The sequence below is a fragment of the Streptomyces sp. MS19 genome (assembly GCF_047200595.1).
In the GTDB taxonomy this organism is placed as follows: Bacteria; Actinomycetota; Actinomycetes; order Streptomycetales; family Streptomycetaceae; genus Streptomyces.
This window is the reverse complement of record NZ_JBJZOH010000011.1, coordinates 44,476-69,842: the sequence shown is the minus strand read 5'-3', so window position 1 is coordinate 69,842 and position 25,367 is coordinate 44,476. Positions and strand designations below refer to the sequence as shown.

The following is a 25,367-nucleotide window of genomic DNA, read 5'->3' as shown; positions in this document are numbered from 1 at the left end:
GGAGGGTGGCTGCTTATCCTTGCGGCATGACCGTCGAGCCCCCGGAACCCTCTCCGCGTCCCGCTTCCCCCGCACCGCTCCGTGCCTCGCACGACGACCGGGAAGCGGTGGTGGAGCAGTTGCGCGACGCGGCGGCCGAGGGGCGCATCGACCTCGACGAGCTGGGCGAACGCGTGGAGAAGGCGCTCCGGTCCAGGACGTTCGGCGAACTGGCCGTCCTGACCGCCGACCTGCCGCAGCCGGAGTCCCCGGTGAGCCGCCCGCCGCTGGTGCTGAAGGGCGGCATGTCCGGGGCGTCACGCGGCCCCGCGCGCTGGGAGGTCCCCGGGCATGTGATCGCCCACGGCGGCCTGGGCGGCGTGAAGATCGACTTCACCCGGGTCGAGTCGCGCCTCAAGGAGGTCGCGGTGGAGGCGTACGGGGAGACGTCCGGCGTCACGATCGTCATCCCCGACGGCTGGGCCGCTGAGACCGGCGGCATGGACCCGAGCTTCGGCGGCTTCAAGGACGAGACCACGCCCGACCGGCTCCCCGGAACCCCCCTGATCCGCCTCACCGGCTCCGGCGGCATGGGCGGCGTCACCATCCGCCACCCCAACCGCCGCGAACGCCGCAAGCTGGCCTGAGGCCCGTCTTCCGGATCATCCCGGTCACGGCCGTCAACGACTGGCCGTGACCGGGAACTTCCGGTCATACGCCCTCACCGGCCGCCTCCCGCATCCCGGTCAGAAAGCTCCTGATCGCGGCGAGCTCCCGCTCGTCGTACCCCCGCAGCAGGCCCAACGCCCGCTCGATGAGCGGTCCGAAGTGGCTCCAGCCCAGGGCGACCGCCTGTTCGTCCACTTCGACGGTGACCTTGCGACGGTCCCGTGGATCGCGCACCCGGCGCACATGCCCGGCCCGTTCCAGCCGGTCGACCAGCGCTGTGCTTCCTGCCGAGTTGAGCCCGAGCGCCGAGCCGAGGCGCCCCGCCGTGGTCTGCTCGCCGGCGCGGGCGGCGTCCATCAGGGCGATCAGCGCACGCACGTCTGTGGGGTGCATGCCGTTGCGCTGGGCGAACCGCGCACTGTGCCTGCCCAGATCGACGGCGACCGCGCGCAGCAGGTGGACGATCTCCATCTCGGGCCCCGGTGCGGCTGGTTCGACGAGTTCCTCACCCTCCAGGCCGGGCACGGACCACCTCCACACATCATCTCGTTCAGCAGGTATCTTGCTGAGCGAGATAATAGGGGAGTCGCCCGTACATGAACGCTCGCGAGACATACGACGCCGACAACTTCCTCGTGGCCTACGACAAGGTCATGGCCAAATGGCCTGCCGCTCGCGAGACGGCGACCGTTCCCACCCCCTTCGGCACGACACACGTCAACGTGTGCGGCCCGGCCGGCAGACCCCCGCTCGTCCTCCTGCCAGGCGGCGGGGGTGCGACCTCCGCGTCCTGGTACGCCCAGGCCGCGGCACTGTCCCGCACCCACCGGGTGTTCGCCGTCGACCTGATCGGCGCCCCAGGACGCAGCGTCCCCGACCGGGACCGCCGCGCCCGTACGGTCGCCGACCTGTCGGCCTGGCTGGACGCGCTCCTCGACGGCCTCGGCTTGACCGAGACCGACCTCGGCGGACACTCGTACGGAGCCTGGATCGCACTGCATCACGCCGTACGCGCACCCAACCGGGTACGCCGCCTGGCTCTTCTGGACCCGACCCAGTGCTTCACCGGGCTCAGTCCGGCCTACCTGACGCACGCACTGCCGTCACTGTTGCGGCCCACACCCCGCCGGGTCCGCGCCTTCCTGGAGTGGGAGACCAGGGGTTGCACCCTCGATCCCGACTGGCTCGCCCTGCAAGAGGCGGCCGCCGGGTTCCCCGCTCTCCGGCCCGTCACCGGACCCCGCCCGGCACCGGACGCCCTGCGCGGCCTGAACCTGCCGGTCCTGTTGCTCCTCGCCGAAAACAGCAGGACCCACAACTCCTCCAAGGCGGCGGCTCGCGCCGCAGCACTGCTCCCACACGTCGTGACGACCGTGCTGGAGGGGGTGTCCCACCACGCACTACCGCACGCCATCCCGCCCGGGACCGACCGTCATCTCTCCGACTTTCTGGAACGGCCGGCCGGCTGACCCCCGGCCCTCGGCACCTCCACGCGTTCCCCTCACCCGTTGCCGTGACTGGACTTCCGCCAGTCGGGCTCGATGTTCATCAGCCGCTGCCGAACGGGCCGCGCGGCGACGCATACGGGGAAGGGAGTTCGAGCGGTCAGGCCGACCGCTCCGCGAACTCACCCGGCACGACTCAGCGGTACCGTCGAGACGTCGGTACCGGTCGTGGCACGAGGAGTCACACCCATGGCGGTCCAGCCTGCGACGCCCGTGGAGGGCGTCGGGAGCCGCATCGAGGCGCTGCGCGTCCTGCGCGGTTACTCCCTGCGGGAGTTGAGTGCGCGCGCCCATGTGTCCGCCGCGCAGATCTCCCGGGTCGAGAAGGGGAAGCGGTACGCGAGCCCGACCATCGTCGCGGCCCTCGCCCGCGCGTTGAGCGTCAGTACCTCGGTGCTGTACGGCCAGCCGTACGTCCACATGATCCAGCGCGACCAGCTCGACGCCCTCCTCGCGCCGATCGGCAGCGCGCTGGACGACTGGGACATCCCCCCGGCCGACGACGAGCCGCCGCCCCGCGCACTCGCCGAACTGGCCGCCGACGTGCGGCGGCTGAGCCTCGGCCGCGCCCAGGCCAGGTCGCTCGACATGGCGGGGGAACTGCCTGCGCTGATCGCCGAGGTGAACGCCGCCGCGCTGCTGCACGACCGGCCAGGTGCCGACCGCGAGCGCGCCCACTGGCTGCAAGCCGAACTCGGCCGCACCACCTATGTGGTGGCCCACAGGCTGGGCTACGTGGACCTCGCCCGCCACGCCCTCGGCCGGATGGCGGCCGCCGCCCCGCACTCCGGCGACCCGCGCCAGGTCGCCATCGAACGCTGGGACCGCGCCCGCCTGTTCGCCGACGCCGCACGCCACGACAAGGGGCTCCGCCTCGTGCAGCAGGCGCTGCGGGACCTGGAGGACGACGGCACGCCCCCGACGTACGCCGTGCGCGGCGCGCTCCACCTCCAGGCCGCCGTCATGGCCCGCCACAGCGGCGACGGCTCGACGGCCGACGACTGGCTCGCCGAGGCCCGGGGCCTCGCCTCCCGGACCGGTGAACTGCCCGACTACGGACTCGTCTTCGGCCCGGCGAACGTCGTCATTCACGCCATGTCCGCCAGCGCCGACATGGACCGGCACGCCAGAGCGCTGCGGGACGCCAAGCAGTTGCGACTTCCGGAGGGCTACCCGGCCGCCCGTGCCTGCGTGTACTGGGCCTCGCGCGCCCGCGCCGAGGCATGGACCGCCAGGCCCGACGACGCGCTGCGCTCACTGGAGGAGGCCCGGCGCATCGCGCCGCAGCAGACCCGTTACCACCCGGGCGTCCACGAGACGGTGGGCACGCTCCTCCGCGCACACCGCACCGCCCCCGCCCGCCTGCGCGACCTGGCGAACTGGTGCGGCATCTGACTCAGGGCTCCGCGCCGCACCACCGTCTCAGCCCTGGCCGATCCCCCGACTCACCGAGCCGACGAACGCCGCCCAACTGCCGGGGCATACCCAGAGCTCAGGACCGCGACCGGCAAGTTTTGTGTCACGCGCACCTACGGCGGTAGCACTGCGTGCCACCTCGACACACTGGACGTCACCGTTGCTGTAGCTGGACTTCTGCCAGTTGGGCGTGGTCTGCACGGGCATTACCGCTTCCCTCGGCGCGGTTACATCCTTCCCCGGGAATCTGCCCCACCGATCGGCGGCCACAAACGGGGAAAACGAACAGCGCCCCCGGGTGCAGGCCCAGGGGCGCCTTGCTCAGCGCGATCAGCCTTCGAGGGTCCCCCGGCTCACCGAGCCGACGAACGCCGCCCAACTGCCGGGGCGCATCCACAGCTCAGGACCGCGACCGGCGTCCTTCGTGTCGCGCGCGCCCACGGCGGTTACGGCACGCGCCACCTCCACACACTGCACATCACCGTTACTGTAGGTGGACTTCCGCCACCGGATACCATCACTGAACTTGCTCATATTTCCTCGCCAACTCAGCGATCAAAGAGATTGACTCCTGATCGTCCAGTGCTGCGCCCCAGACTTTCTGGAACACCGTGTCGTACTGCTCGATCTCTTCGGGCTTGTCCAGGAACAGCCCGCCCGTAAAGCCTTCCACATAGACAGTCGGCAGCTCGGCCATACGCCCCTCCGGAAATCGGAGAATGGTGAACGTACCGGCGAGACCTCCTGGGTTGCACACGCCGAAAGGTACAACACGAAGTCGGATGTTCGCATTCGCCGCTACATACGCCAGATGCGCAAGCTGCCCGGCCATCAAGCGAGGGGTGCCGACGAGCTGACGCAGTACGCCCTCGCTCAGAACAACCCGCAGCTCCGGAGCGCCGACAGGACGCCTCAGTATGGCCTGGCGATCCATGCGCAGCTGGGTCCGCCGATCAACCGCCGCTTCCGACAGGTCTGGTCGATGAGCGCGGATGATGTCGGCCGTGTAGTCCGGGGTTTGCAGCAATCCCGGGATGAGCTTGTCCTCGTACCAGAGGAGTTCGGACGCCGCTTCCTCCAGTCCTGCGTAAAGGTCGAAGCCATCCGGCAGCGCGTCGCTGTACGCGTGCCACCAGCCGCGTGCCTTGGTCTCGCGGGCGAGGCCCTTCAGGGCTTCGGTCATGTCCGGCGACGCACCGTACATCTCGCACAAGGCCCGCACATCCAGAACTCGCATCGACACCTGGCCGGTCTCAATGCGCCAAATCTTCTGCTCGGACCACTCCAGTTCCCGGGCCGCCGCACGCACCGTCACACTCGCCTGCATCCGCAGATCCCGCAGATACCGCCCCAACTGCCTGCGCGGAACGGTCGATCCCGTCATGTGCTCCGCAATCAAACGATCACCCCTCCATCTGCCGTGGAATACTCGGCGTCCAACAAACGGAAGTGTCGAGTACTCCAATCTGCAACGGCAGTCAACGAGCTGGTGTCTACAGGGATGGAATTCCCGCCCCGACTGTTGCACCAACTCTGGCTGCGCCGTCAGGGTGATCGTACGTCGCCGAGCGCACCTAACTCATCACGCTTGGTCTTTCTGAAATTCCTTCCGGAGATCACTCCGGGACGTTGCGGAGTAAGTCATGAGCACGCCACACCCCGACGAACCGACCCCCGACACCACCGACGAGACCACGGCGCCGAACGACGCGGCCGACGAGGCGCAGAGGCCGGACGATTCAGCTCAACTCACCGCCCGCTGAGTCGAATTGAACGAGGCCATCACGGCGCATCTGCGACTGCTGAAGGGGATGTGACGCACCCGTGCACCGCCTCTTGCGGGCCTTTCGGCAGTTCTTCCTCCCCTGCGGCCGTCACCGTGCCGTCACTACTCTGCGTACATATTCACTGCACCACCTCACAATGTTCGTAATCACTACGACTCCCCCCGATTCCGCTACCGCTCGAACGCATGCGCGCCTGGCGAGGCCCCGCCGCATCGCCGGTGAGGAGACGGCCGCATGAGCCTGCTTCCCCGTTGCATGTACTGCGGGGCCGTCGACGGGGCGCTCGTCGCCGTGGCCGCCGTCGCCGCCGGGTCGGGGGCGGGGTGGACGTACCACGCCTGCGAGCCCTGCCGCGTCGCCGCGCGGATCGTGCCGCTCGGGGCCCAGCCGTGGACCAGCTGGGGCGAGGCGCACTACTGGCCGCGCCTCGTCCCCGACGTGCTCGTCGCGCGGATCGCCGGGCTGGGCACGGCGGAGCTGCGGGCGGTGAGCGACCGGTTGTTCCCCGCGCTGGCGCGCGCCGCCGACGACCGGGTGACGGCGGCGGAGCGCGAGGCCGCGCGCGCCGAGGCGGATGCCGCCGTGGCGGACCTGTGGGCGCTCGCCCGGCGGGGCGACGTCGGGCCGTAAATCGGGCTGCCGTAACTCTCCCAGGCAGCAATGCCGTTGACTCAGCGACGGCAGGACCGACGTGCAAGGAGTGCCATGTTCCTCTCCCGCCTGCTCGCGACCGTGGGCTGCGCCCTGGTCATCGGGGCGCCGCTCTTCGCCATGGCGAGCTGCGCCGTGGCCCGGTGACCCACGACGGCCCGCGCCCCACCCGGGGACGCGGGCCGTACTCACACCGTCGCACTGGGTTCACGCAAGTCCCGCCAGGAAAGAACTGCGCCGTGTCCCGCGGCGTCCTTCTCCTGAGAACGCGCGCTTCCCTCCCACCCCGCAGGAGAGAACATGGCCCGCCCCGCCGACTGGTCGCCCGTGGACATGGAGTCCGATCCGACACCGGGTGATCCAGAGGAAGTCCGCGAGCTGGCGGACGAGTTGCAGGCATTCTCCGACGATGTCGCCGAAGCGCTGGGGAAGATCCGGGATCTCGCCTCCGACCGCGCGGTGCGGGACTGGGCCGGCCTGTCCGCCGAAGCCTTCCGCAGCGAGTTCGACAGTGTCCCCGGCAACCTGGAGAAGCTGCGGGACTCCTACGACCTGTGCGCCCAGGCATTACAGACGTACTGGCCGAAACTCCAGACCGCCCAAGGCCAGGCCGACCGCGCGCTGGACCGCGCGATCGCCGCGCAGGCCGATCTCACCGCCGCGCAGGGCTCGTTGGGCAGCGCGCAGGACTGGGTCGGCAGAGCGGGGGACGAGGCCGAACGCCTCCAGCGCGAAGGCGAACGCGCGGGCGCCCCACCACCGGACGAGGCGGAGGTACGTGCGGCCACCCGCGACCGCCAGGCCGCGAACGACGCCCGCGACGCGGCGCAGGCCCGCGTGGACACCGCCCAGGACTCCCTGAACGCCGCACGCGAACTCGCCCGCCAGGCCAAGGAGATGCGGGAAGAAGCCGCACAGCAGGCGGCCCGTGACATCGACGAGGCGTCCGACGCCGGTATCCACAACCGCAAGTGGTGGCAGCGGGCCGTGCACTGGGTCACGGAAAACTGGGACACCATCGTCAACGTCTGCAAGGTCATCGTCGCGGTCCTCGGCGTCGTCGTCATGATCATCGGCGGACCCCTCGCCTGGGTCGTCCTCGCCGCCGCACTCGTCGTCCTCGCCGACACCCTCATCAAATACGCCAGAGGCGAAGCAGGCCTCCTCGACATCGCCTTCGCCACACTCGACTGCATCCCCGGCATGAAAGGCCTCACCACCCTCGGCGGCCTCGCCCGCGGCATGCGCGGCCTCGCGGCCACCGGCCTGCGCGGCATCCGCCAAGGCGCGCTGCGCCTCGGACGCCGTACACGCGCCGAGGGTGTGCCGATGAACGGCCGCAACGCCTGCGGCGATCCCGTGGACGTCGCCACCGGCGAACTGCTGATGTCCGCCACCGACGTCGAACTCCCCGGCGTCCTCCCTCTCATCATCGAGCGGCACCACATCTCCAGCTACCGCCACGGCCGCCGCTTCGGCACCTCCTGGGCCTCCACCCTCGACCAGCGCCTCCTCCTCGACGCACACGGCGCACGCCTCCTCACCGCCGACGGGATGACCCTGCTCTACCCCCGCCCCCTCCCCGGCGAGCCCGTCCTCCCCGTCGAAGGCCCCCGCTGGACCCTCGCCTGGGACGGCCGGCCCCAGGCGCCCCTGACCGTCCACCAGCGCGAGACCGGCCACACCCTCCACTTCGCCCCGATCCCCGGCCGCCCCGGCGCCGAGCTGCCCCTCATCGCGATCACCGACCGCAACAACAACCGCATCCACCTCGCCTACGACAACTCCGGCGACCCCACCGACATCCACCACTCCGGCGGCTACCACATCGGCGTCACGACCAGCCAAGGCCATGTCACAGAACTCCGCCTGCTCAACCACCCCGAGCAGCCGACCCTCGTGCGCTACGGCCACAACGGCGCCGGAGACCTCACCGAGATCATCAACTCGTCGGGCCTGCCCCTGAAGTTCGCCTACGACGACGACCACCGTATGACCCGCTGGGAAGACCGCAACGGCTACTGGTACTCCTACGAGTACGACCCCGAAGGCCGCTGCGTCTTCACCACCGGCACCGACCGCGCACTCGAATACCGCTACACCTACGACACGGACAACAACCGCACCACCGTCACGAACTCACTCGGCCACGACACCACCTACCAGTTCAACGACAGCTACCAACTCACCGCACAGACCGACCCCCTGGGCAACACCACCACCCACACCTGGGACCGCTACGACCACACCCTCACCACCACCGACCCCCTCGGCAACACCACACGCCACGAGTACGACGAACACGGCAGCTTGACCGACGTGGTCCACCCCGACATGTCACGGACGACGGCCGAGTACGACAGCCACGGGCGGATCGTCGCACTCAGGAAGGCGGACGGAGCGCTCTGGCGGCAGACGTATGACGGTGACGCCCTGGCATCCCTCACCGATCCCATGGGCAACCGCACTTCCTACATCCTCGACAGCCGAGGCGCCCTGATCGCCGTCACCGATCCGACGGGCGCCACGACCCGTGTGGAGCGCAATCCGGCCGGGCTGGCCATCGCCGTCACGGACACGGCGGGCCGGCGTCACGTGTTTGCGCATGACGCGTTCGGGCGGGTGGTGGAGCACACGGACCCCCTCGGGGGAACACGCCGCATCGAGCGGGATACCGACGGGCGGCCATTGCGGTTCATGGACCCCTCGGGGGGCGTGCGGACGTACGAGTGGGATGCCGAGGGCAATCTCCTCGCCTGCACCGACGAGATGGGCGGTGTCGCCCGCTTCACCTACGGCGCGTTCGACCTCCCCCTCACCCGTACCGAAACCGATGGCACAAAGCACACGTTCCTCAGGGACACAGAACTTCGGGTGACCCAGGTACGCAACGACAAAGGCGGGACCTGGGCCTATCAGTACGACCCTGTCGGCCGGCTCGTGTCCGAGACGGATTTCGACGGACGGACCGTCTCCTACGTCCTCGACGCCTCAGGGTCTCTCGTGCAGCGGGTCAACGCCCTGGGTGAAACGGTCACGTTCACGCGTGATCAGAGGGGCAACATCACCGAAAAGCGCGTAGAAAACACGCTCACCCGCTACGCCTACGACCCGGTCGGCCGTCTCCTGAGCGCGCGGAGCACAGACAGTGAACTGGTCATCGACAGGGACGCCTCAGGCCGTGTACTGCGCGAAACCGTGGACGGACAGGCCGTCGAGCACAGTTACAACCCCATGGGGCGCCCGCTCACGCGGACGACGCCGAGTGGCCTGACGAGTTCCTGGGCCTATGACGACCAGGGGCGCCTCGCCTCGCTCACGACGGCCGGGCACGTCATCTCCTTCCGCCACGACGCGCTGGGGCGTGAGGTCGAAAGGCGCGTGGACGAGCACCTGTCCATCGGCCACACATGGGATCTGTCCGGTCGCCCCACGGCCCAGACATCGACTTTCCGGACGCACCGGCTCCTGCGGCGAGAGTACGACTACCAGCCGGACAACCTCATCGCTTCCGTGCGGGAGGACACACGCACCACCTCCTATGGGCTTGACGCGACCGGTCGGGTGTCCCGCGTGACCGGTCCGGCGCACCGGGAGGAGTACCGGTACGACGGCGACGGAAATCAACTGTCCGCCCTGTGGACCGGAGGGCGAGCCGCTGAGGCGGTAGGACGGCGCGACTACGAGGGGACGAGGATCACGCGAGCTGGACGCGTCCGGTATTCCTACGACGCCGCTGGACGCACTGTCACCCGCCGGGTCTCCTACCTGTCGAAGAAGCCCTCCCTCTGGCGCTACTCGTGGGATGCCGAGGACCGTCTCGCCTCCGTCACCACACCGGACGGCACGGTGTGGCGCTACCGGTATGACCCGCTGGGGCGCCGCTCGGCCAAAGAACGTGTAGGCACCGAGGGTTCGGTGGAGGAGTCCGTCCGCTTCGTCTGGTCGGGGCAGACCCTGATCGAGCAGGAAACGAGGTATGCGGAGCGCCCCGGGGACAGGGCGGCGACGGCCTGGGCACACGACGGCCTGCGCCCGATCGCACAGATCGAACAGGACGCGCTCGGCGAACGGTTCTTCAGCATCGTCACGGACGTGGTGGGTGCCCCGAGCGAACTGATCGACGAGTCAGGAGCGGTGGCGTGGCGGCGGGAAGCGACCCTCTGGGGAGCTGACCGGAGCACCTCCCGGAACGGGACAGTGACACCGCTGAGGTTTCCCGGTCAGTACGCGGACGCGGAAACGGGCTGGTACTACAACGTTCACAGGCACTACGACCCGGCCATCGCCCGCTACTCCTCACCTGATCCCCTCGGTCTCGGCCCTGCGCCGAACCCTTACGGCTATGTCAGTGACCCCCGGGCATGGGTAGATCCGCTCGGCCTGGCCGCGCATCCAGGAGTCGATTCGCCCGCCGGCCCCGGCCCCTGGGACCTGCGCGGACGCGATCCCATGTCGGTCGTGCCGGACAGCGCGGAAGTCCGCGAGCTGACGCCTCATCCCAACGGCGGATCGCAGTACGGCCTTGAGTTCAAATGGGTGGACTCCCAGAGCAGGACCGTCCGCATGAGAATTCATGGCCCGGACGGTACGGCACCGCCCGGCTCGAATTCCGCGTCAGGCGAGACTTTCCGCATTCAGTTCGGACAGAAATACCAGGACGAGACAGGAAACCTTTATCCTCCCGGAGTCCACAAACCGGAAAGCTCCAACTACAATCCGACTGCCGCGAACGACACACACATTCCCTGGCCGTCTGGATTCGTCGGCCTGTGATGCCCTGGAGGTGCCCGTATGGCTGTAGGCAGTCCGGCGCTGCTGGCGCTGATCCGTGGCCTGACCTCGTCGTCACCCGTTGAACGGGATGAAGCCTGTGGAACCGTGACCGACTGGGTAACGGCCTTCGGACCCGGCGAATTGCTGACCGTGGCGGGGGTACTGGCCGCGGCAGCGGCGACCGAGAGCGACACCACATGCCGCGAGAGCGAGTTGCACGCCCTGAGCGAGCTGGATTCGACCGGAGGCTTGCAGGGCGTCGTACTGGCGGCTCTCACCGGTGTGGACGAGAGTTCGCTGACCAGTTCCGAGGCCGAGTATCTGGACTATCTCAAACAGGAATACGCGCTCGACTCGGAAACGTGAAGGAGGAGCCGTCCGGCCAAGAATGGAACGGCCCAGCACGGCGACGCGTGCTGGTTCGGCGACGTTTCCATGACCCGCGCGACAGGCGTGCGGGCGGCGTGGTATCCAGCACGGGATTCCGGAGGCCCCGACCGTGCAATGCCCAGGAGGCCGCAGATGACCACCATCGTCTCGCTGTGGAGGGAAGGGACCGTCCCCATCAAGGATGGGCCGTACCTCGCCACCGGAGTCTCGTACGCGGCCCGGCCGGCGCCCGGGACGCCGACGGGGGTCGAGATCCTCGAACCGTTCGACCTGCGGGCCCACCTCAGCGCCGACCCCGGATGGGTGACCGAGATCGACACCACCCGCCGGCTCGCCCTGGAGTCCGAGGGACGCGTCCTGTGCTGCGGCGACGGCGGCGACGGTTCCTGGAATGGGTGCTGTACGTCGAGAACGCGAACCCGTTCATGGACATCGCCTGGGACGCCGCCCGGGAGCAGGCCACGTTCACCTCGACCTCGGAGGTGCGGATCACGGTCAACGCTCTGGCTCCGTGGTGGAGGACGGCAGTTCCCGACTCCTGAGCAGGACGAGGCAGGGAACCTCTGTCCTCCCGGCGTCCACGGCGACGCGTGCTGCTCTCTCCGGGACCGGGACGGCCCGCGCCCCCGGTGGGGGTGCGGGCCGGGTGGGTGGGGGGTGGGGTCAGGAGAGGAGGGATTCCACGCGGGTGACCTTGCTGGTCAGGCCGTCCGTGACGCCCTGGCGGATGTCGGCCTTCAGGACCAGGCTCACCCGGCCGGCGCGTGCCTCCACGGCCTGCACGGCCCGTTTCACCACGTCCATCACCTCGTCCCACTCGCCTTCGAGCGACGTGAACATGGCGTCGGTGCGGTTCGGCAGGCCCGAGGCGCGGACGACGCGGACCGCCTCCGCGACCGCCTCGCCCACGTCCTCCCCCGTGCCGATCGGGGTGACCGAGAACGCGACGATCACGGCGCGTCCCCCTCCGCGGCGGGACCGTCGCCGCCGTCCGACTCGATGTCCTTCTCCAGGCCGAGCCGCTCCACGAGCCACTTGTCGAACTCGATCCCGGCCCGCACCCAGCTCGCCACGCTGGCGATGAAGTGGTCGAAGCCGACACCGGCGCCGATCAGCATCGGGATCTCGCCGATCAGCCGGACGGTGCCGTCGTCGTTGGTGTGCGTGGAGACCTTGGGCCACAGCGTGGTGTGGTTCCACTCGTCCACGGTCTCCAGCAGCAGCGGCTTGTCGTCGATGCTGTGCTTGCGGTCGTAGAAGGTGCGGACGGACAGAATCCGCTGCGCCTTCTCGCCCCGGAACATGAAGTACGTCCTGAAGTCCTTCCAGGGCGCGACGACGTCGCCCTGCTTGTCCACGACGTACTTCAGCTTCATGCGTTCGAGGAGCTGCTTGACCAGCTCGGCGTTCGGCATGATCGGGGCGGTCGGCTTGCGCGCCGCGGGCTGGTCACCCGGCTTCCGTTCCGGTTGGCCACCGAAATTCGGGATCGCGGACGGATCGACAGACACGGATGAGGTCCCTTCGTACGGCGGCGGGGGCGTTTTCCATACTCCCTCACGCCTCCCCGTCCGCCGCAAGCAGGACCAGGCCGCCGTCCGGGCCCGCGTCCACCCGTACGGTGTCCCCGTCGCGCGCCTCGCCGGCCAGGATCATGCGGGCCAGCGGGTCGCCGATGGCGGTCTGCACGAGGCGGCGCAGCGGCCGGGCGCCGTACGCGGGGTCGAGGCCCTCGTCGGCGAGCCAGCGCAGGGCCGGTTCGGTGACGTCGAGGGTGAGGCGGCGGTCGGTGAGGCGGCGCTGGAGGGCGTCCACCTGGAGGCGGGCGATGCGGCTCAGCTCGTCGCCGGTCAGCGCGTCGAAGATCACCAGCTCGTCCAGCCGGTTCAGGAACTCGGGGCGGAACGCGGCGCGCACCGCCGCCAGGACCTCCTCGCGCCGCTGGTCGGGCTTGGCCAGCGGGTCGATCAGGTGCTGCGAGCCGAGGTTGGAGGTCAGGATCAGCAGCGTGTTGCGGAAGTCCACCGTCCGGCCCTGGCCGTCCGTGAGCCGCCCGTCGTCCAGGACCTGGAGGAGGACGTCGAAGACCTCGTGGTGCGCCTTCTCCACCTCGTCCAGCAGGACGACGGAGTACGGGCGCCGCCGCACGGCCTCCGTGAGCTGGCCGCCCTCCTCGTACCCCACGTAGCCGGGGGGCGCGCCGACGAGCCGGGCGACGGAGTGCTTCTCGCCGTACTCGCTCATGTCGATGCGGACGATGGCCCGCTCGTCGTCGAAGAGGAAGTCGGCGAGCGCCTTGGCCAGCTCGGTCTTGCCGACGCCGGTCGGGCCGAGGAAGAGGAACGAGCCGGTGGGCCGGTCGGGGTCGGCGACCCCGGCGCGGCTGCGGCGCACCGCGTCCGACACGGCGCGCACGGCCTCGGGCTGGCCGATCAGGCGGCGGCCGAGCTCGTCCTCCATGCGCAGCAGCTTCTCGGTCTCGCCCGCGAGGAGCCGTCCGGCGGGGATGCCGGTCCAGGACGAGACGACGTCGGCGATGTCGTCGGAGGCGACCTCCTCCTTGACCATGGTGGCGGTCGCGGCCTCCGCCTCGGCCTCGGAGGCGGCGGCCAGCTCGCGTTCCAGGGCGGGGATCTCGCCGTAGAGCAGCTTGGAGGCGGCCTCGAAGTCGCCGTCGCGCTGGGCGCGCTCGGCCAGGCCGCGCGTCTCGTCGAGGCGCTCCTTCAGCTCGCCGACGCGGTTGAGGCCCTCCTTCTCCTTCTCCCAGCGCGCGGTGAGGCCGCGCAGGTCCTCCTCGCGGTCGGCCAGCTCGCGGCGCAGCCGCTCCAGGCGCTCGCGGGAGGACGCGTCGGACTCGCTGGCGAGCGCCAGCTCCTCCATGCGCAGCCGGTCCACGGCGCGCTGGAGCTCGTCGATCTCGACGGGCGAGGAGTCGATCTCCATGCGGAGGCGGGACGCGGCCTCGTCCACGAGGTCGATGGCCTTGTCCGGGAGGAAGCGTGCGGTGATGTAGCGGTCGGAGAGGGTCGCGGCGGCGACGAGCGCGGAGTCGGCGATCTGCACCTTGTGGTGCGCCTCGTAGCGCCCCTTGAGGCCGCGCAGGATGGCGATGCTGTCCTCGACGGTCGGCTCGGCGACCAGGACCTGCTGGAAGCGGCGCTCCAGCGCGGCGTCCTTCTCGATGCGCTCGCGGTACTCGTCGAGCGTCGTCGCGCCGACGAGCCGCAGCTCGCCGCGCGCCAGCATGGGCTTGAGCATGTTGCCCGCGTCCATGGCGGAGTCGCCGCCCGCCCCGGCGCCGACGACGGTGTGCAGCTCGTCGATGAACGTGATGACGTGCCCGTCGCTGTCCTTGATCTCGGCCAGGACGGACTTCAGCCGCTCCTCGAACTCGCCCCGGTACTTCGCGCCCGCCAGCATCGCGCCGAGGTCGAGCGAGACGAGGCGCTTGTTCTTCAGCGACTCGGGCACGTCGCCCTTCACGATGCGCTGCGCCAGGCCCTCCACGACGGCGGTCTTGCCGACGCCGGGCTCGCCGATCAGGACGGGGTTGTTCTTGGTGCGGCGGGAGAGGACCTGGACGACGCGGCGGATCTCGTGGTCACGGCCGATGACCGGGTCGAGCTTGCCCTCGCGGGCGGCCTGCGTGAAGTCGGTGCCGAACTTCTCCAGCGCCTTGTACGTGCCCTCCGGGTCGGGGCTCGTCACGCGCTGCCCGCCGCGCCCCGCCTGGAACGCGTCGAGCAGCTTCCTCCCCGTCGCGCCCTGGCCCTTCATCAGCTCGGCGACCTGCCCGCCCCTGGCCGCCAGGCCCATCAGCAGGTGCTCGGTGGAAATGTACGCGTCGCCCAGCTCCTGCGCGCGCTGGGCGGCGTCGGACAGGACGGCGAGCAGCTCGCGGTTCGGCTGCGGCTTGGCGACGGAGGCGCCCTGCACGCTGGGCAGGGCGCCGAGGAGCCGCTCGGCGCCGGAGCGCAGCGCCGCCTGGTCGGCCTCGACGGTGGCCAGGAGGTCCTGGATGTTCTCGTTGTCCCGGCCGGAGAGCAGGGCGAGCAGCAGATGGGCCGGGGTGATGTCGGGGTGGCCGTCGGTGAGCGCGCGGTCGTTGGCCGCGCTTATCGCGTCCCGGCTCCTGTTGGTCAGCTCGGCGTTCACGGGGCGGTACTCCTCCATGCAGAAGATCCGTAGGCGGTTGGGTCTGCCAGATCCAACGTGCGATAAGTTGAGTCTATTCCACTCAACCAGGTTCTCGCCAAGCCTTCCCCGGTGAAAACCGGTGGGCGGCGGGACGGCGCCGGGGGCAGGGTGGGGGGATGGATGTGTCGGGGCTGCGGGCGGACGGGACGATCGCGCGGGAGGGCTCGGTGGAGCGGGTGCCCGCCGCGTTCGCGCCGGTCGTGGCGGCGGCGCGCGAACGGCTGGCCGCCGCGTTCGGCGGGCGCCTGCACAGTGCGTACCTCTACGGGAGCGTCCCGCGCGGCACCGCCGTCCCCGGCGTGTCCGACCTCGACCTGCTGGCCGCCCTGCGCGACGCGCCCACCGGCGCCGACCACACCGCGGCCCGCGCCGTGGAGGCGGCGCTCGACCGCGCGTTCCCGCAGGTGGACGGCGTGGGGATCGTGACGGTCGGCGCGGCGGCCGTGCTGAGCGATCGGGAACGGCACGACCTCGGCTTCTTCGTCGCCTGCCTGTGCACGCCGCTCCTCGGCCCCGACCTGGCGCGCGACCTGCCCGCCTACCGCCCGACCACCCTGCTCGCCTGCGAGACGAACGGCGACCTCGCGCTCGCCCTCCCCCGCTGGCGCGCCCGCGCCGCCGAGGCCGTGACGGACGACGAGCGGCGGCGCCTGTGCCGGGGCGTGGCGCGGCGGCTCGTACGGACGGGGTTCACGCTCGTGATGCCCCGCTGGGGCGGCTGGACGAGCGACCTGGCGCTGTCCGCCGACCTCTTCGCCGCCCACCACCCGGCCCGCGCCGCGCAGATGCGGCAGGCCGCCGCCCTGGCCCGTACGCCGTCGGCCGACCCGGCGGTCCTGCGCGCGTTCACCGAGGACCTCGGCCCCTGGCTGGCCGCCGAGTACACCGCGACGCACGGCGTGAAGGCACCGCGCGGCGCGTGAACGCGGCGGGCCGGGCCGTACGCCGCCACCCGCCCGAGGTGTCGGGGGAGGGTCCGGTGCTGGTCCTGCACCCCGGCATGTTCCAGACCGGCGCGCACTGGGATGCCACCGGGTACGCGGCGCGGCTGCGCGCGGACCACACCGTCGTCGCCGTCGATCCGCTGGGGCTCGGCGCCGGCGACGCGCCCCACGACCCGGCCGCGTACGCCCTGGAGCGGCGCGTCGGGCACGTCACCGCCGTCCTCGGCATGGCCCTGCACGCGCCCGAGCGGTGCACGGCCGTCGTCGCGGGCGCCTGGGACCCGGCGGACGGCTTGGCCTCGGCGCTGGCGGCCACGCTGCGGCAGCTCGGACTGCCCGCCGACACCGACGCGTTCGCGCTGCTGCGGCAGGGCGCGTACGCCGATCCAGCCCAGGCGGCGGTGATCGACGCGGCCGGTCCGGCGGCCCTGCGCGCCGACTACGCGGCGTTCTGGCGCGACCGCGGCCTGGACGCGGGGCTCGCGGCCGGCGGGGTGCCGACGCTGATGTACCGCGGCACGGCCGACCCGTGGCACGGGCCGATGCGGGCGGCCGCAGCGCGCGTCCGGGCGGCGTTCTTCTCCGTGCCGGACGCCGGCCACCGCGCGGGGTGGGAGCGGTCCGCGGACGTGCTGCCGGGGGTGCTCCCGTTCCTCGCGGCGCGCGTGCCGGGGCAGGTCAGGGGGCGGCGCCCGCCGTCGCGAGGAGGTCGGCGGCCTCGGCGGGGAAGGGGCGGCCGACGACCTGGCCCTCGCCGCTGCCGACCGACATGACGGCGACCAGCGCGCCGCTGCCCGTCTCCGCGTCCCAGTCCTGGAGCCAGGGGCCGCCGCTCGACCCGGCGGTGAGGTCGCAGCCGTCCAGCATCAGCCCGCCGACGTTCGCCTCGTCCGCCTCGGCGGCGTCCAGCACGTCCGTGGGGCCCGCGCACCAGTGCAGGGACTCGCCGTCGTACGGGGCGACGGCCGGGTAGCCGAGGGCGGCGACGTCGCGGTCCTCGGGGACGGGCTCGAAGACGGGCCGGTTCGCGCCGTGGGCGGCCTGCACGGTGACGCCGTCCTTCTCGGCGAGGGTGAGGAAGGCGTAGTCGTGGTGGAGGATCTCCGTCGTGTCGCGGGAGGTGTCCCAGCCGTCGGGGGTGTGGAAGCCGGTGACGCGCCAGCCGTCCCGCTGGTACGTGTCCTTGCCGTGGTCGTAGCCGGGCACGAACCAGACCTCGGCGGGCGGTTCGGGGTTCTCGCGCGTGCGGACGCAGTGGGCGGCGGTCGCGACGACGCTGCCGTTGGGGGCGTCCACGACCGAGCCTGAGCACATGCCGAGCTGTCCTCCCCCGGCGTCCCAGACGAGCTTGCCGACCGTCCCCACCGGGCCCTCCTCCCAGGGCGCGGCCTCGGCGAGCGCGGGCGGCGCGGTCAGGCCGAGGGCGGCCGTGGCGGCTATCAGCGGGAGCGCGCGCTTCAGCGCGGCACCCTGGCGCAGGCGGTTCATAGGGACACCCTGTGATCACCGTGCGTCCGTGTCCAGCGACGGTCCGCTGAACGAATGACGGGGCGACGCGCGTTGACGGCGGGTCAACGGGGTGACGCGGGTAAAGATCGGGCAAAGGCGCGGCGTGTCCCCCATCGGGCCACTGGTCCACACCACTGCCGGGGCGCAGGCGGCGGACACGGCCCCGCGAAACCGTGGCGTACCACCCGTGACGTGCAACGCCCGTGTATCACGGGTCCATTGACGTCCCGTCCGTCCGCCATGAGCATGCACATGCCTTCCCCGACCGCCCCGCCGCACCGACCGCCCCACCCGATGGAGGCCGCCTTGCGAGGACCCGTCCGCCCCCACCGCCTGCTCGGCGCCGCCACCGCCGCGGCCCTGGCCATCCCCCTGCTGACCACCGGACCGCCCGCGGGCGCCGCGTCGGACGACGGCGCGCTCCAGGACGCATTCCGCGCCGCCGCGCAGCGCCACGACGTGCCGGAGAGCGTGCTGCTCGGCGTCTCCTACCTCCAGTCGCGCTGGGACGCGCACGCGGGCGCGGCCAGTGTCTCCGGGGGTTACGGGCCGATGCACCTGACCGACGTGCGCACCGCGCTCGCGGCGCAGGACGCGCACCACGGCGACGGCGCCGAGGACCCGCGCGGCGACACGTCCCGGCCGCTGGCCCCAGCCGCCGACGCGCACACCACCACCGCCGCCACCACCACCGCCGCCACCGCCGCCACCACCGCCACCACGGCCACGCCCGGCACCCTCGCGCGCGCCGCCGAACTGACCGGCCTCGCCCCCGCCGAGCTGCGCACCAGCGCCGCCGCCAACGTCGAGGGCGGCGCCGCCCTCCTCGCCGCCGCGCAGCGCGACCTCGGCGCCCCGGCGAGCGACGACCCGGCCGACTGGTACGGCGCGGTCGCCGCGTACGCGGGCGCGGACACCCAGGACGCCGCCGAGGTCTTCGCGGACGACGTGTACGCCGTCATCGCGGCGGGCGAGGAACGCGTCACCGACAGCGGCCAGCGCGTCGTCCTCACCCCCCGGGACGTCACCCCCGACACCGCCGGCGCCGACGCCCTCGGCCTGCCGCACGCGCCGCGCGACCCAAACGTCGAGTGCCCCCGCACCGTCTCCTGCGAGTGGCTGCCCGCCCCCTACGAGGACCTGGGCGGCGGCGACTACGGCAACTACGACCTCGCCGACCGCGAGGACTCGCAGGAGATCGAGTACATCGTCATCCACGACACCGAGGCGACCTGGGAGACGACGCTCGACCTCGTCCAGGACCCCACCTACGTCTCCTGGCACTACAGCCTCCGCTCCTCGGACGGCCACATCGCGCAGCACCTCGCGACCAAGGACGTCGGCTGGCACGCGGGCAACTGGTTCGTGAACGCCAAGTCGATCGGCCTGGAGCACGAGGGCTTCCTGACCGCGCCGGACGCCTGGTACACGGAGGCGATGTACCGCACGTCCGCCCGCCTCGTCCGTTACCTGGCCCGCACGTACGACATCCCGCTGGACCGGCAGCACATCCTCGGCCACGACAACGTCCAGGGCACCACGACCGGCGGCATCCCCGGCATGCACACCGACCCCGGCCCGTACTGGGACTGGTCGCACTACTTCGCGCTGCTCGGCGCGCCCTTCCACCCCACGGCGGGCCCGCGCGGCGGCCTCGTCACCATCGCGCCGGAGTACGACGAGCACACGCCGGAGTTCACCGGCTGCGCGGGCGCGGGCAGCGCGTGCGCCCCCCACGGCTCGGCCGCCGTGCGCCTGCACACCGCGCCGAGCGCCGACGCGCCCCTCGTCGCCGACCCCGGCACGCACCCGGGCGGCGGCGCGTCGTCCACCGGCGTCAACGACATCGGCGCGCGGGCGACGGCGGGCCAGCGCTTCGCCGTGGCCGAGCGGCGGGGCGACTGGACGGCCATCTGGTACCTGGGCGCGAAGGCGTGGTTCCACGACCCGGCGCGCGACCGCACCGCGTACGACGCGCAGGGCTGGGTCGTCACCGGCAGGGACGGCGCGGAGACGATCCCGGTGTACGGCCGCGCGTACCCCGAGGCCGCCGCGTACCCGCCGGGCGTGCCGGTGCAGGCGGTGAGCCCCCTGTCGTACCGCGTCCCGGCGGACCAGGCGTACGCGGTCGGACTGCGGACGCCGAGCGAGTACTACCGGGCCGTGACGTACGACCCGGCCGGGCACCAGGTGGTGCGCGGCGAGGACTACTTCCAGATCCAGCTCGGGCACCGCGTCGCGTACGTGCGGGCCGCCGATGTCGAGCTGCGCTGGTCGTCGTCGCCGGGCCGCTGACGCGGCGTCCCCCGGGCGGTGATAGGAACGCCCGGGGGACCGTACGACGAAAGGCAGCACGCCCATGACCAGCAGGCCCGGCTTCCATCTGGCGATCCCCGTGGACGACCTCGCGCGGGCACGCGCGTTCTACGGCGGCGTGCTCGGCCTGCCCGAGGGCCGCTCCACGGACGGCTGGGTGGACTGGGACCTGCGCGGCCACCAGGTGGTGACGCACGTCGTGCCGGGCCCGCCGCGCGGGCCGGCCGGGCACGGCACGGTCGGCGAACACCACGTTCCCGTCCCGCACTTCGGGCTGCTGCTCGCGGTGGACGACTTCCACGCGTTCGCCGAGCGGCTGCGCGCGGCGGGCACCGAGTTCGTCATCGAACCGGTCCTGCGCTTCGCCGGGGAACCGGCCGAGCAGTGGACGATGTTCTTCCTCGACCCGGCGGGCAACGCGCTGGAGTTCAAGGCGTTCTCGGACGAGGCGCAGGTGTTCGCGCGATGACGCGCGGCGTGCTCGTCACGGGCGCCTCGCGCGGCATCGGCCGGGCCGTCGCGGCGGCCTTCGCGGCGGACGGCGACCGCGTGGCCGTGCACTACGGGACGCGCCGCGCCGACGCCGAGGAGACCGTGCGCTCCCTGCCGGGCGAGGGCCACACCGCGCTCGGCGCCGACCTGACCGACCCCGAGGCCGTGCGCCGCCTCGTCGCCGACGCGGCCGAGGCGCTCGGCGGCATCGACGTGCTGGTCAACAACGCCGCCGAGATGCGCGCCCACCCGCCTGCCACCACCGGCTGGGACGACTGGGTCGCCGCCTGGCGCACGACCCTGGACGTCAACCTGACGGGCGCCGCGCACGCCTCCTACTGCGCCGCGCGCCACATGATCGCGCGCGGCGCCGGCGGGCGGATCGTCAACGTCGGCTCGCGCGGCGCCTTCCGCGGCGAGCCCGACCACCCGGCGTACGGGGCGAGCAAGGCCGGGCTGCACGCGCTCGGGCAGTCCCTGGCCGTCGCGCTGGCGCCGCACGGGATCGCTGTCGCGTCCGTGGCGCCCGGTTTCGTGGACACCGAACGGGTCGCGGACCGGCTGGGCGGCGCGGAGGGCGCGGCGATCCGGGCGCAGAGCCCGTTCGGGCGGGTCGCGGCGCCGGAGGAGGTCGCGGCGGCGGTGCGGTGGCTGGCGTCGCCCGATGCGGTGTGGTCGTCGGGCGCGGTGCTCGACGTGAACGGTGCCTCCTACCTGCGGACCTGACCGTTCCTTTACCTTCTCGGCCGCCTTCCCCGGGGGCGGTGGCTGCCCTAGGCTTGCCGAGCATGACCCGATCACGCCGTGTCACCGTGACCGTCGCCACCGTGGCCGCCGCCCTGCTGGCTGCGCTGATGATCACGGTCGCGGTGCGCGACGGGGCGCCTTTCCCCGTGGACGACGCGCTGCACGACGCGGCGGTGGAACGGCGCACCGGCGGCTGGAACGAGTTCTGGCGCGCCGTGACCAGCACCGGCAGCGGTGTGCCGCCCCTCGTCGTCGCCGCGCTCGCCGGGGCGCTGTCCATGCCGCGCGCCCGGTGGCTGGGCGCGCTGGCCGGCGCGGCGGCGCTGCTGGCGGCGCAGTCCGTACGGCTGCTGCTCGTCACGACGCTCGCCCGGCCCCGCCCGCCGGTCGCGGACTGGCTGATCCACGTGAACAACCCGGCGATGCCGTCGGGGCACGCCGCGACGTCCGCCATGGTCGCGTTCGGGGTGGCGGCGGTGCTGGCGCGGCGCACCCGGCTGCCGTGCGCGGTGGCGTACGGCGTCCCGGCGGTGTGGGCGGTGGCGGTCGGGGTCAGCCGCGTGTGGCTGGGGGTGCACTGGCCGACGGACATCGTGGCCGGCTGGCTGTTCGCGACGGCCGCCGCCTGCCTCGTCCTCCCACCGCTCGGCACCGCGCTGGACCGTGCTGCGGACGACCGGGCGGCGGAGGGGGCACGGGCGTAGGGCGTGTCTTCGACGGCGGTCAGCCGATGTTCATCCATTCGGTCCAGTAGGAGCAGGCGTGGTCGATGCCCTGGCGGCCGTCGCGCGTGCGGGCGCGGAAGCGCATCCCGCTGTCCTCCCGCATGCTGTAGTCGCGGGTCACCGGGACGGAGTCGGCGCCGTTCACGTTGTGGCACTCGCCCGAACGCCCGTAGTCCGTCTGCCAGTCGCCCACCACGCGGTAGCCGTCCGCCAGGGTGTCGAGGACGGTGATCCTGTCGCCGTAGCCGCTGAAGCAGGCGGCGCCCGCGGGTGCCGCCGAGGGCCCGGCCTCCTGGCAGTGCACGTACGGGTCGGCCGACGCGGCGGGGGCGGCGAGCAGGATGGCCGCGGCACCGGCGGTCGCCACCACCCTCTTCGGGTATCTCATGTTGTTCCGTCCGCGAATCGGGGGCATCTCGTCCGGATGCTGGCCAAGGCGGGCCCCGGGTGTTTCCGTACGGAGGAGACAGCGGGACGCGCCCGCCCGGCGGCCGGGCGGGCGGGCGCGTCCGCCGGGTGTCAGACCGGCAGTGTCCAGCGCTGGTTGGCGGCGCCGGTGCAGTCCCACAGCTGGAGCCGTGTGCTGTCCGCCGAGCTGTTGCCCGTCACGTCGAGGCAGCGGCCCGACTGCGGGTTGCGCAGCGCGCCGGACGACGCGACGTACTGCCACTGCTGCGCGCCCGAGCCGTTGCAGTCCCAGAGCTGGACGAGCGTGCCGTTCGCCGTGCCCGCGCCGACCGCGTCGAGGCAGCGGCCCGCGTGGGGGTTGCGGATCGTGCCGTCGGCGCCGACCGTCCACGTCTGCGCGACGCCGGTGGCGCACGTGTAGAGCTGTACGGGCGTGCCGTCGGCCGTCCCGGAGGCCCGCGCGTCCACGCACTTGCCCGCCAGGCCGCGGATGGCGCCCGTGCCCGTACCCGTCCCCGGATCTGTGCCGCCGCCACCGGAGTTGACCGGGCCGACCTCGCCCTGGTTGAGGACGCGCGGGTGGAAGTACGCCGCCTGTATCTCGGCGTTGGAGTTGTCGCCGCGCAACTGCTCGGACCAGATCATGAACCACGCCCAGCGCGGCTGGCTGTCGAGCAGCGCGGCGGTCGGCACCTTGCCCATCTCGCCGATGGCGATGGGCTTTCCGTTCGCGATGCTCTGGATCTGCTGGTAGTCGGCCTGGCTGGGGTGCGCCTTGTACCAGACGTCGAGCGAGACGACGTCCACGTACGCGTCGCCCGGGTAGTAGGAGGCCCAGTCGCCCGCCGGGTTGTCCTGGACGTTCCAGACCCAGATGAGGTTGTCGAGGCCCTGGGCGGTCAGGTGGTCGCGGGTGATGCGGAAGAGGCGCGCACCGCCGTCCTGGCCGGGGTGGGCGCCCCACCAGTTCCACGACTCGTTCATCTCGTGCAGCGGCCGGAAGAGGACGGGCACCCCGGCGTCGCGCAGCTGCCGCAGGTACGGCACGGCCTCGTCGAGCCGCCGCTTCCACGCGGCGTTGAGCGCCGTGCCGTCCGTGACGACCTGGCGGAACTGGTCGGCGCCGATACGGGACTTGACCCCGCCCTCGAACGCGCAGCCGCTGCCGGTGGTCGGCGGGCAGACGTGCCATGTGAGCGAGACGAGCGAGCCGTTGGCCCACTCCGTCTTCGCCTGGTCCACGATCCGCTGCCGGTTGGCGACGTCCTGCGGGTTGAACATCAGGTCGCCGCCCCACAGGCCCGGGTACTGGCCGGTGATGTCGCGGACCTGCTGCGTGTACTGGCCCGGCTGCGACGCCGGTTCCTTGTTGTGCTGCCCGGAGACGACGGACGTCCCGGTGATCGAGCGGAGGTAGGTGAGCACGTCCTGCCGCGTGCGGGCGGGGAACGCCTCGGCGTCGGACGGCGGTGACACGACCGTGAACGCCACGGCCAGCAGGGCGGTGAGGCAGGCCAGCAGCCCGCCACGGATTCCACGCACGGGAGCCCCTTCTCTTCGGCTTCGTCGCGGTACGAGGGAGAGCGGTGTGCGGCCGGCGGGCCCCCGGCGCGAGGGCCGGGAGCCGCCGGTGTGCGGACAACGTAGTGACGGCGCGGGGCCGCGTCCATAGACCGGTCAAGCTGAATTCGCCCTGCAATCACGGGGCTTCGGTCAGCGCTTTACTGAACCTTGACTGAACGGGCCGGGCTCGCCGCGGCGGCCGTCCGCCGGTGCGTACCCGCCTCAGCCGGGCGGTGCGGTGGACGCGCGCGGCGTCAGGACGGGCGTCGGCACCTGCCGGGACGCCGCGCGCCCCGTCGCCAGCACCTCGAAGAGCGTCCGCGCGACCTCGGCGCCGAACGCGTGCACGTCATGGCTCATCGCCGACAGCGTCGGCCGCGTCAGGCGGCACAGCTGCGAGTCGTCCCAGGCGAGCAGCGACACGTCCTCGGGCACCCGCAGGCCCATCTCCCCCGCGACCGAGAGGCCCGCGACGGCCATCAGGTCGTTGTCGTACATGATCGCGGTCGGCCGCGCGGGGCCCGCCAGGAGCGAACGGGTCGCGCGGGCGCCGTCCGCGCCGGAGAAGTCCGTGTCGGTCTGCCGCCCGCCGTCGAGCCCGAGTTCCGCCGTCGCGCGGGCGAACGCGTCCCGCCGGATGGCGCTGTGGCCCAGCTCGGCGCTGCCGCCGACGCGGGCGATCGTCCGGTGGCCGAGCGCGGCGAGGTAGCGCACCGCCTCGGTGACGGCGGCCCCGTCGTCCGTCCACAGCGCGGTGAACGGGCCGGTCAGCGACGGGTGCGCGACCGCCACGGCGGGCAGCCCGAGCGCGCCGAGCGCCGGGACGCGCGGGTCGTCGCGCCGCAGGTCCACCAGCACCGAGCCCGCGACCTGCCCGGAACGCCACCAGTGCCGCTGGAGCTCCGCCTCCTCCGCCACGTCGCGCACGAGCCGCAGCAGCAGCGCGCCCGAACGCTCGCCCAGGACGCTCTCGATGCCGGAGATGAACTCCATGTAGAAGGGTTCCAGGCCCAGTTGGCGCGCCGGGCGGCAGATGGCGAGGCCGATGGTCCCGGTCTCGCGGCGATTGAGCGCCCTGGCCGACAGGTTGGGCTCCCAGCCCATGGCGCGGGCGACGTCGAGGATACGGGCGCGGGTCGCCTCGGAGACGCCCGGTTTGCCGTTGAACGCCAGGGACACGGCGGCCCGCGAGACCCCCGCGCGGCGGGCGACGTCCCGGATGGTCGTGCGGGGTTCGGTCACGCCGGTCTCCCCCGGGAACGCGGCCTACGCTGATGTGTCGAGCCTATCGCG

The 25,367-nt window shown here is 72.1% G+C and carries 24 protein-coding genes; 13 read left to right on the top strand and 11 right to left on the bottom strand.

Annotated elements, in window-relative coordinates:
• The first annotated feature begins 26 nt into the window (after window positions 1-26).
• Entirely contained in the window at window positions 27-626 is a 600-nt protein-coding gene (locus ACL02R_RS13940; RefSeq protein WP_412797200.1) for a DUF1707 SHOCT-like domain-containing protein, read from the top strand.
• 64 nt (window positions 627-690) lie between these two features.
• On the opposite strand, the gene ACL02R_RS13935 is transcribed toward ACL02R_RS13940, so the two are convergent.
• Entirely contained in the window at window positions 691-1,119 is a 429-nt protein-coding gene (locus ACL02R_RS13935; RefSeq protein ID WP_412797294.1) for a MarR family transcriptional regulator, read from the bottom strand.
• Window positions 1,120-1,244: 125 nt separating this feature from the next.
• Between ACL02R_RS13935 and ACL02R_RS13930 the strand changes: the two genes are divergently transcribed.
• Both ACL02R_RS13930 and ACL02R_RS13925 read left to right on the top strand, forming a co-directional pair.
• On the top strand, window positions 1,245-2,117 hold the full coding sequence (locus tag ACL02R_RS13930; protein ID WP_412797199.1) for an alpha/beta fold hydrolase: 873 nt from the start codon (window positions 1,245-1,247) through the stop codon (window positions 2,115-2,117).
• Window positions 2,118-2,342: 225 nt separating this feature from the next.
• Window positions 2,343-3,548, top strand: coding sequence for a helix-turn-helix domain-containing protein (locus ACL02R_RS13925; RefSeq protein ID WP_412797198.1), 1,206 nt, complete (start codon window positions 2,343-2,345; stop codon window positions 3,546-3,548).
• A 27-nt stretch (window positions 3,549-3,575) separates the two neighbouring features.
• On the opposite strand, the gene ACL02R_RS13920 is transcribed toward ACL02R_RS13925, so the two are convergent.
• The 3 genes from ACL02R_RS13920 to ACL02R_RS13910 all read right to left on the bottom strand — a co-directional run bounded on the left by ACL02R_RS13920 (window position 3,576) and on the right by ACL02R_RS13910 (window position 4,968).
• Window positions 3,576-3,776 (bottom strand): DUF397 domain-containing protein, encoded by a 201-nt coding sequence (locus ACL02R_RS13920; RefSeq protein WP_412797197.1) that lies wholly within the window; start codon window positions 3,774-3,776, stop codon window positions 3,576-3,578.
• Window positions 3,777-3,899: 123 nt separating this feature from the next.
• Window positions 3,900-4,103, bottom strand: a complete 204-nt coding sequence (locus ACL02R_RS13915) for a DUF397 domain-containing protein (protein WP_412797196.1) — start codon at window positions 4,101-4,103, stop codon at window positions 3,900-3,902.
• Entirely contained in the window at window positions 4,087-4,968 is an 882-nt protein-coding gene (locus tag ACL02R_RS13910; RefSeq protein WP_412797195.1) for a helix-turn-helix domain-containing protein, read from the bottom strand. Before ACL02R_RS13910 ends, ACL02R_RS13915 begins: the two co-directional genes overlap by 17 nt.
• 622 nt (window positions 4,969-5,590) lie before the next feature.
• Here ACL02R_RS13910 and ACL02R_RS13905 point away from each other — a divergent pair.
• The 4 genes from ACL02R_RS13905 (at window position 5,591) to ACL02R_RS13890 (ending at window position 11,715) form a co-directional block, all read left to right on the top strand.
• Complete coding sequence (locus ACL02R_RS13905; protein ID WP_412797194.1) at window positions 5,591-5,986, top strand: hypothetical protein; 396 nt, start codon at window positions 5,591-5,593, stop codon at window positions 5,984-5,986.
• Between the two features lie 321 nt (window positions 5,987-6,307).
• A complete protein-coding gene (locus ACL02R_RS13900; RefSeq protein WP_412797193.1) occupies window positions 6,308-10,783 on the top strand; it encodes a polymorphic toxin type 30 domain-containing protein in 4,476 nt (1,491 codons plus the stop codon).
• Window positions 10,784-10,801: 18 nt separating this feature from the next.
• Window positions 10,802-11,149 (top strand): hypothetical protein, encoded by a 348-nt coding sequence (locus ACL02R_RS13895; RefSeq protein WP_412797192.1) that lies wholly within the window; start codon window positions 10,802-10,804, stop codon window positions 11,147-11,149.
• Between the two features lie 383 nt (window positions 11,150-11,532).
• The gene (locus ACL02R_RS13890; RefSeq protein WP_412797191.1) at window positions 11,533-11,715 is read left to right on the top strand and encodes a hypothetical protein; all 183 of its coding nucleotides are present in this window, start codon (window positions 11,533-11,535) and stop codon (window positions 11,713-11,715) included.
• 121 nt (window positions 11,716-11,836) lie between these two features.
• Here the strand turns inward: ACL02R_RS13890 and ACL02R_RS13885 are convergent, their stop codons facing one another.
• Genes ACL02R_RS13885 through clpB form a run of 3 tightly spaced genes read right to left on the bottom strand, consistent with a single transcriptional unit; the run spans window position 11,837 to window position 15,328 of the window.
• On the bottom strand, window positions 11,837-12,127 hold the full coding sequence (locus ACL02R_RS13885; RefSeq protein ID WP_362957371.1) for an MTH1187 family thiamine-binding protein: 291 nt from the start codon (window positions 12,125-12,127) through the stop codon (window positions 11,837-11,839).
• Window positions 12,124-12,684 (bottom strand): YbjN domain-containing protein, encoded by a 561-nt coding sequence (locus ACL02R_RS13880; RefSeq protein WP_412797190.1) that lies wholly within the window; start codon window positions 12,682-12,684, stop codon window positions 12,124-12,126. The genes ACL02R_RS13885 and ACL02R_RS13880 overlap by 4 nt, the downstream gene beginning before the upstream one ends.
• 46 nt (window positions 12,685-12,730) lie before the next feature.
• Window positions 12,731-15,328, bottom strand: coding sequence for an ATP-dependent chaperone ClpB (clpB, locus tag ACL02R_RS13875; RefSeq protein WP_412797293.1), 2,598 nt, complete (start codon window positions 15,326-15,328; stop codon window positions 12,731-12,733).
• A 158-nt stretch (window positions 15,329-15,486) separates the two neighbouring features.
• Here clpB and ACL02R_RS13870 point away from each other — a divergent pair, with 158 nt between their 5' ends.
• Complete coding sequence (locus ACL02R_RS13870) at window positions 15,487-16,293, top strand: nucleotidyltransferase (protein ID WP_412797189.1); 807 nt, start codon at window positions 15,487-15,489, stop codon at window positions 16,291-16,293.
• Complete coding sequence (locus tag ACL02R_RS13865) at window positions 16,290-17,087, top strand: alpha/beta fold hydrolase (RefSeq protein WP_412797188.1); 798 nt, start codon at window positions 16,290-16,292, stop codon at window positions 17,085-17,087. Before ACL02R_RS13870 ends, ACL02R_RS13865 begins: the two co-directional genes overlap by 4 nt.
• On the opposite strand, the gene ACL02R_RS13860 is transcribed toward ACL02R_RS13865, so the two are convergent.
• Window positions 16,993-17,802, bottom strand: a complete 810-nt coding sequence (locus ACL02R_RS13860) for a trypsin-like serine peptidase (RefSeq protein ID WP_412797187.1) — start codon at window positions 17,800-17,802, stop codon at window positions 16,993-16,995. The two genes, ACL02R_RS13865 and ACL02R_RS13860, sit on opposite strands and share 95 nt — an antisense overlap.
• A 315-nt stretch (window positions 17,803-18,117) precedes the next feature.
• Between ACL02R_RS13860 and ACL02R_RS13855 the strand changes: the two genes are divergently transcribed.
• The 4 genes from ACL02R_RS13855 to ACL02R_RS13840 all read left to right on the top strand — a co-directional run bounded on the left by ACL02R_RS13855 (window position 18,118) and on the right by ACL02R_RS13840 (window position 22,082).
• Window positions 18,118-20,118 (top strand): N-acetylmuramoyl-L-alanine amidase, encoded by a 2,001-nt coding sequence (locus ACL02R_RS13855; protein WP_412797292.1) that lies wholly within the window; start codon window positions 18,118-18,120, stop codon window positions 20,116-20,118.
• A 64-nt stretch (window positions 20,119-20,182) separates the two neighbouring features.
• On the top strand, window positions 20,183-20,608 hold the full coding sequence (locus ACL02R_RS13850) for a VOC family protein (protein WP_412797186.1): 426 nt from the start codon (window positions 20,183-20,185) through the stop codon (window positions 20,606-20,608).
• Window positions 20,605-21,357 (top strand): SDR family NAD(P)-dependent oxidoreductase, encoded by a 753-nt coding sequence (locus ACL02R_RS13845; RefSeq protein WP_412797185.1) that lies wholly within the window; start codon window positions 20,605-20,607, stop codon window positions 21,355-21,357. Before ACL02R_RS13850 ends, ACL02R_RS13845 begins: the two co-directional genes overlap by 4 nt.
• A 62-nt stretch (window positions 21,358-21,419) precedes the next feature.
• Window positions 21,420-22,082 (top strand): phosphatase PAP2 family protein, encoded by a 663-nt coding sequence (locus ACL02R_RS13840; RefSeq protein ID WP_412797184.1) that lies wholly within the window; start codon window positions 21,420-21,422, stop codon window positions 22,080-22,082.
• 19 nt (window positions 22,083-22,101) lie between these two features.
• Here the strand turns inward: ACL02R_RS13840 and ACL02R_RS13835 are convergent, their stop codons facing one another.
• The 3 genes from ACL02R_RS13835 to ACL02R_RS13825 all read right to left on the bottom strand — a co-directional run bounded on the left by ACL02R_RS13835 (window position 22,102) and on the right by ACL02R_RS13825 (window position 25,316).
• Window positions 22,102-22,491 (bottom strand): hypothetical protein, encoded by a 390-nt coding sequence (locus tag ACL02R_RS13835; protein WP_412797183.1) that lies wholly within the window; start codon window positions 22,489-22,491, stop codon window positions 22,102-22,104.
• A gap of 131 nt (window positions 22,492-22,622) precedes the next feature.
• On the bottom strand, window positions 22,623-24,053 hold the full coding sequence (locus ACL02R_RS13830) for a glycosyl hydrolase (protein WP_412797182.1): 1,431 nt from the start codon (window positions 24,051-24,053) through the stop codon (window positions 22,623-22,625).
• Between the two features lie 243 nt (window positions 24,054-24,296).
• On the bottom strand, window positions 24,297-25,316 hold the full coding sequence (locus ACL02R_RS13825; RefSeq protein WP_412797181.1) for a LacI family DNA-binding transcriptional regulator: 1,020 nt from the start codon (window positions 25,314-25,316) through the stop codon (window positions 24,297-24,299).
• Between the last annotated feature and the right edge of the window lie 51 nt (window positions 25,317-25,367).

Bases quoted from the DNA above. Each gene is read 5' to 3' on its own strand.
- ACL02R_RS13940 (WP_412797200.1), top strand. From the start codon at position 27: ATGACCGTCGAGCCCCCGGAACCCTCTCCGCGTCCCGCTTCCCCCGCA.
- ACL02R_RS13935 (WP_412797294.1), bottom strand. From the start codon at position 1,119: ATGGAGATCGTCCACCTGCTGCGCGCGGTCGCCGTCGATCTGGGCAGG.
- ACL02R_RS13930 (WP_412797199.1), top strand. From the start codon at position 1,245: ATGAACGCTCGCGAGACATACGACGCCGACAACTTCCTCGTGGCCTAC.
- ACL02R_RS13925 (WP_412797198.1), top strand. From the start codon at position 2,343: ATGGCGGTCCAGCCTGCGACGCCCGTGGAGGGCGTCGGGAGCCGCATC.
- ACL02R_RS13920 (WP_412797197.1), bottom strand. From the start codon at position 3,776: ATGCCCGTGCAGACCACGCCCAACTGGCAGAAGTCCAGCTACAGCAAC.
- ACL02R_RS13915 (WP_412797196.1), bottom strand. From the start codon at position 4,103: ATGAGCAAGTTCAGTGATGGTATCCGGTGGCGGAAGTCCACCTACAGT.
- ACL02R_RS13905 (WP_412797194.1), top strand. From the start codon at position 5,591: ATGAGCCTGCTTCCCCGTTGCATGTACTGCGGGGCCGTCGACGGGGCG.
- ACL02R_RS13900 (WP_412797193.1), top strand. From the start codon at position 6,308: ATGGCCCGCCCCGCCGACTGGTCGCCCGTGGACATGGAGTCCGATCCG.
- ACL02R_RS13895 (WP_412797192.1), top strand. From the start codon at position 10,802: ATGGCTGTAGGCAGTCCGGCGCTGCTGGCGCTGATCCGTGGCCTGACC.
- ACL02R_RS13870 (WP_412797189.1), top strand. From the start codon at position 15,487: ATGGATGTGTCGGGGCTGCGGGCGGACGGGACGATCGCGCGGGAGGGC.
- ACL02R_RS13860 (WP_412797187.1), bottom strand. From the start codon at position 17,802: ATGAACCGCCTGCGCCAGGGTGCCGCGCTGAAGCGCGCGCTCCCGCTG.
- ACL02R_RS13855 (WP_412797292.1), top strand. From the start codon at position 18,118: ATGGAGGCCGCCTTGCGAGGACCCGTCCGCCCCCACCGCCTGCTCGGC.
- ACL02R_RS13850 (WP_412797186.1), top strand. From the start codon at position 20,183: ATGACCAGCAGGCCCGGCTTCCATCTGGCGATCCCCGTGGACGACCTC.
- ACL02R_RS13845 (WP_412797185.1), top strand. From the start codon at position 20,605: ATGACGCGCGGCGTGCTCGTCACGGGCGCCTCGCGCGGCATCGGCCGG.
- ACL02R_RS13840 (WP_412797184.1), top strand. From the start codon at position 21,420: ATGACCCGATCACGCCGTGTCACCGTGACCGTCGCCACCGTGGCCGCC.
- ACL02R_RS13835 (WP_412797183.1), bottom strand. From the start codon at position 22,491: ATGAGATACCCGAAGAGGGTGGTGGCGACCGCCGGTGCCGCGGCCATC.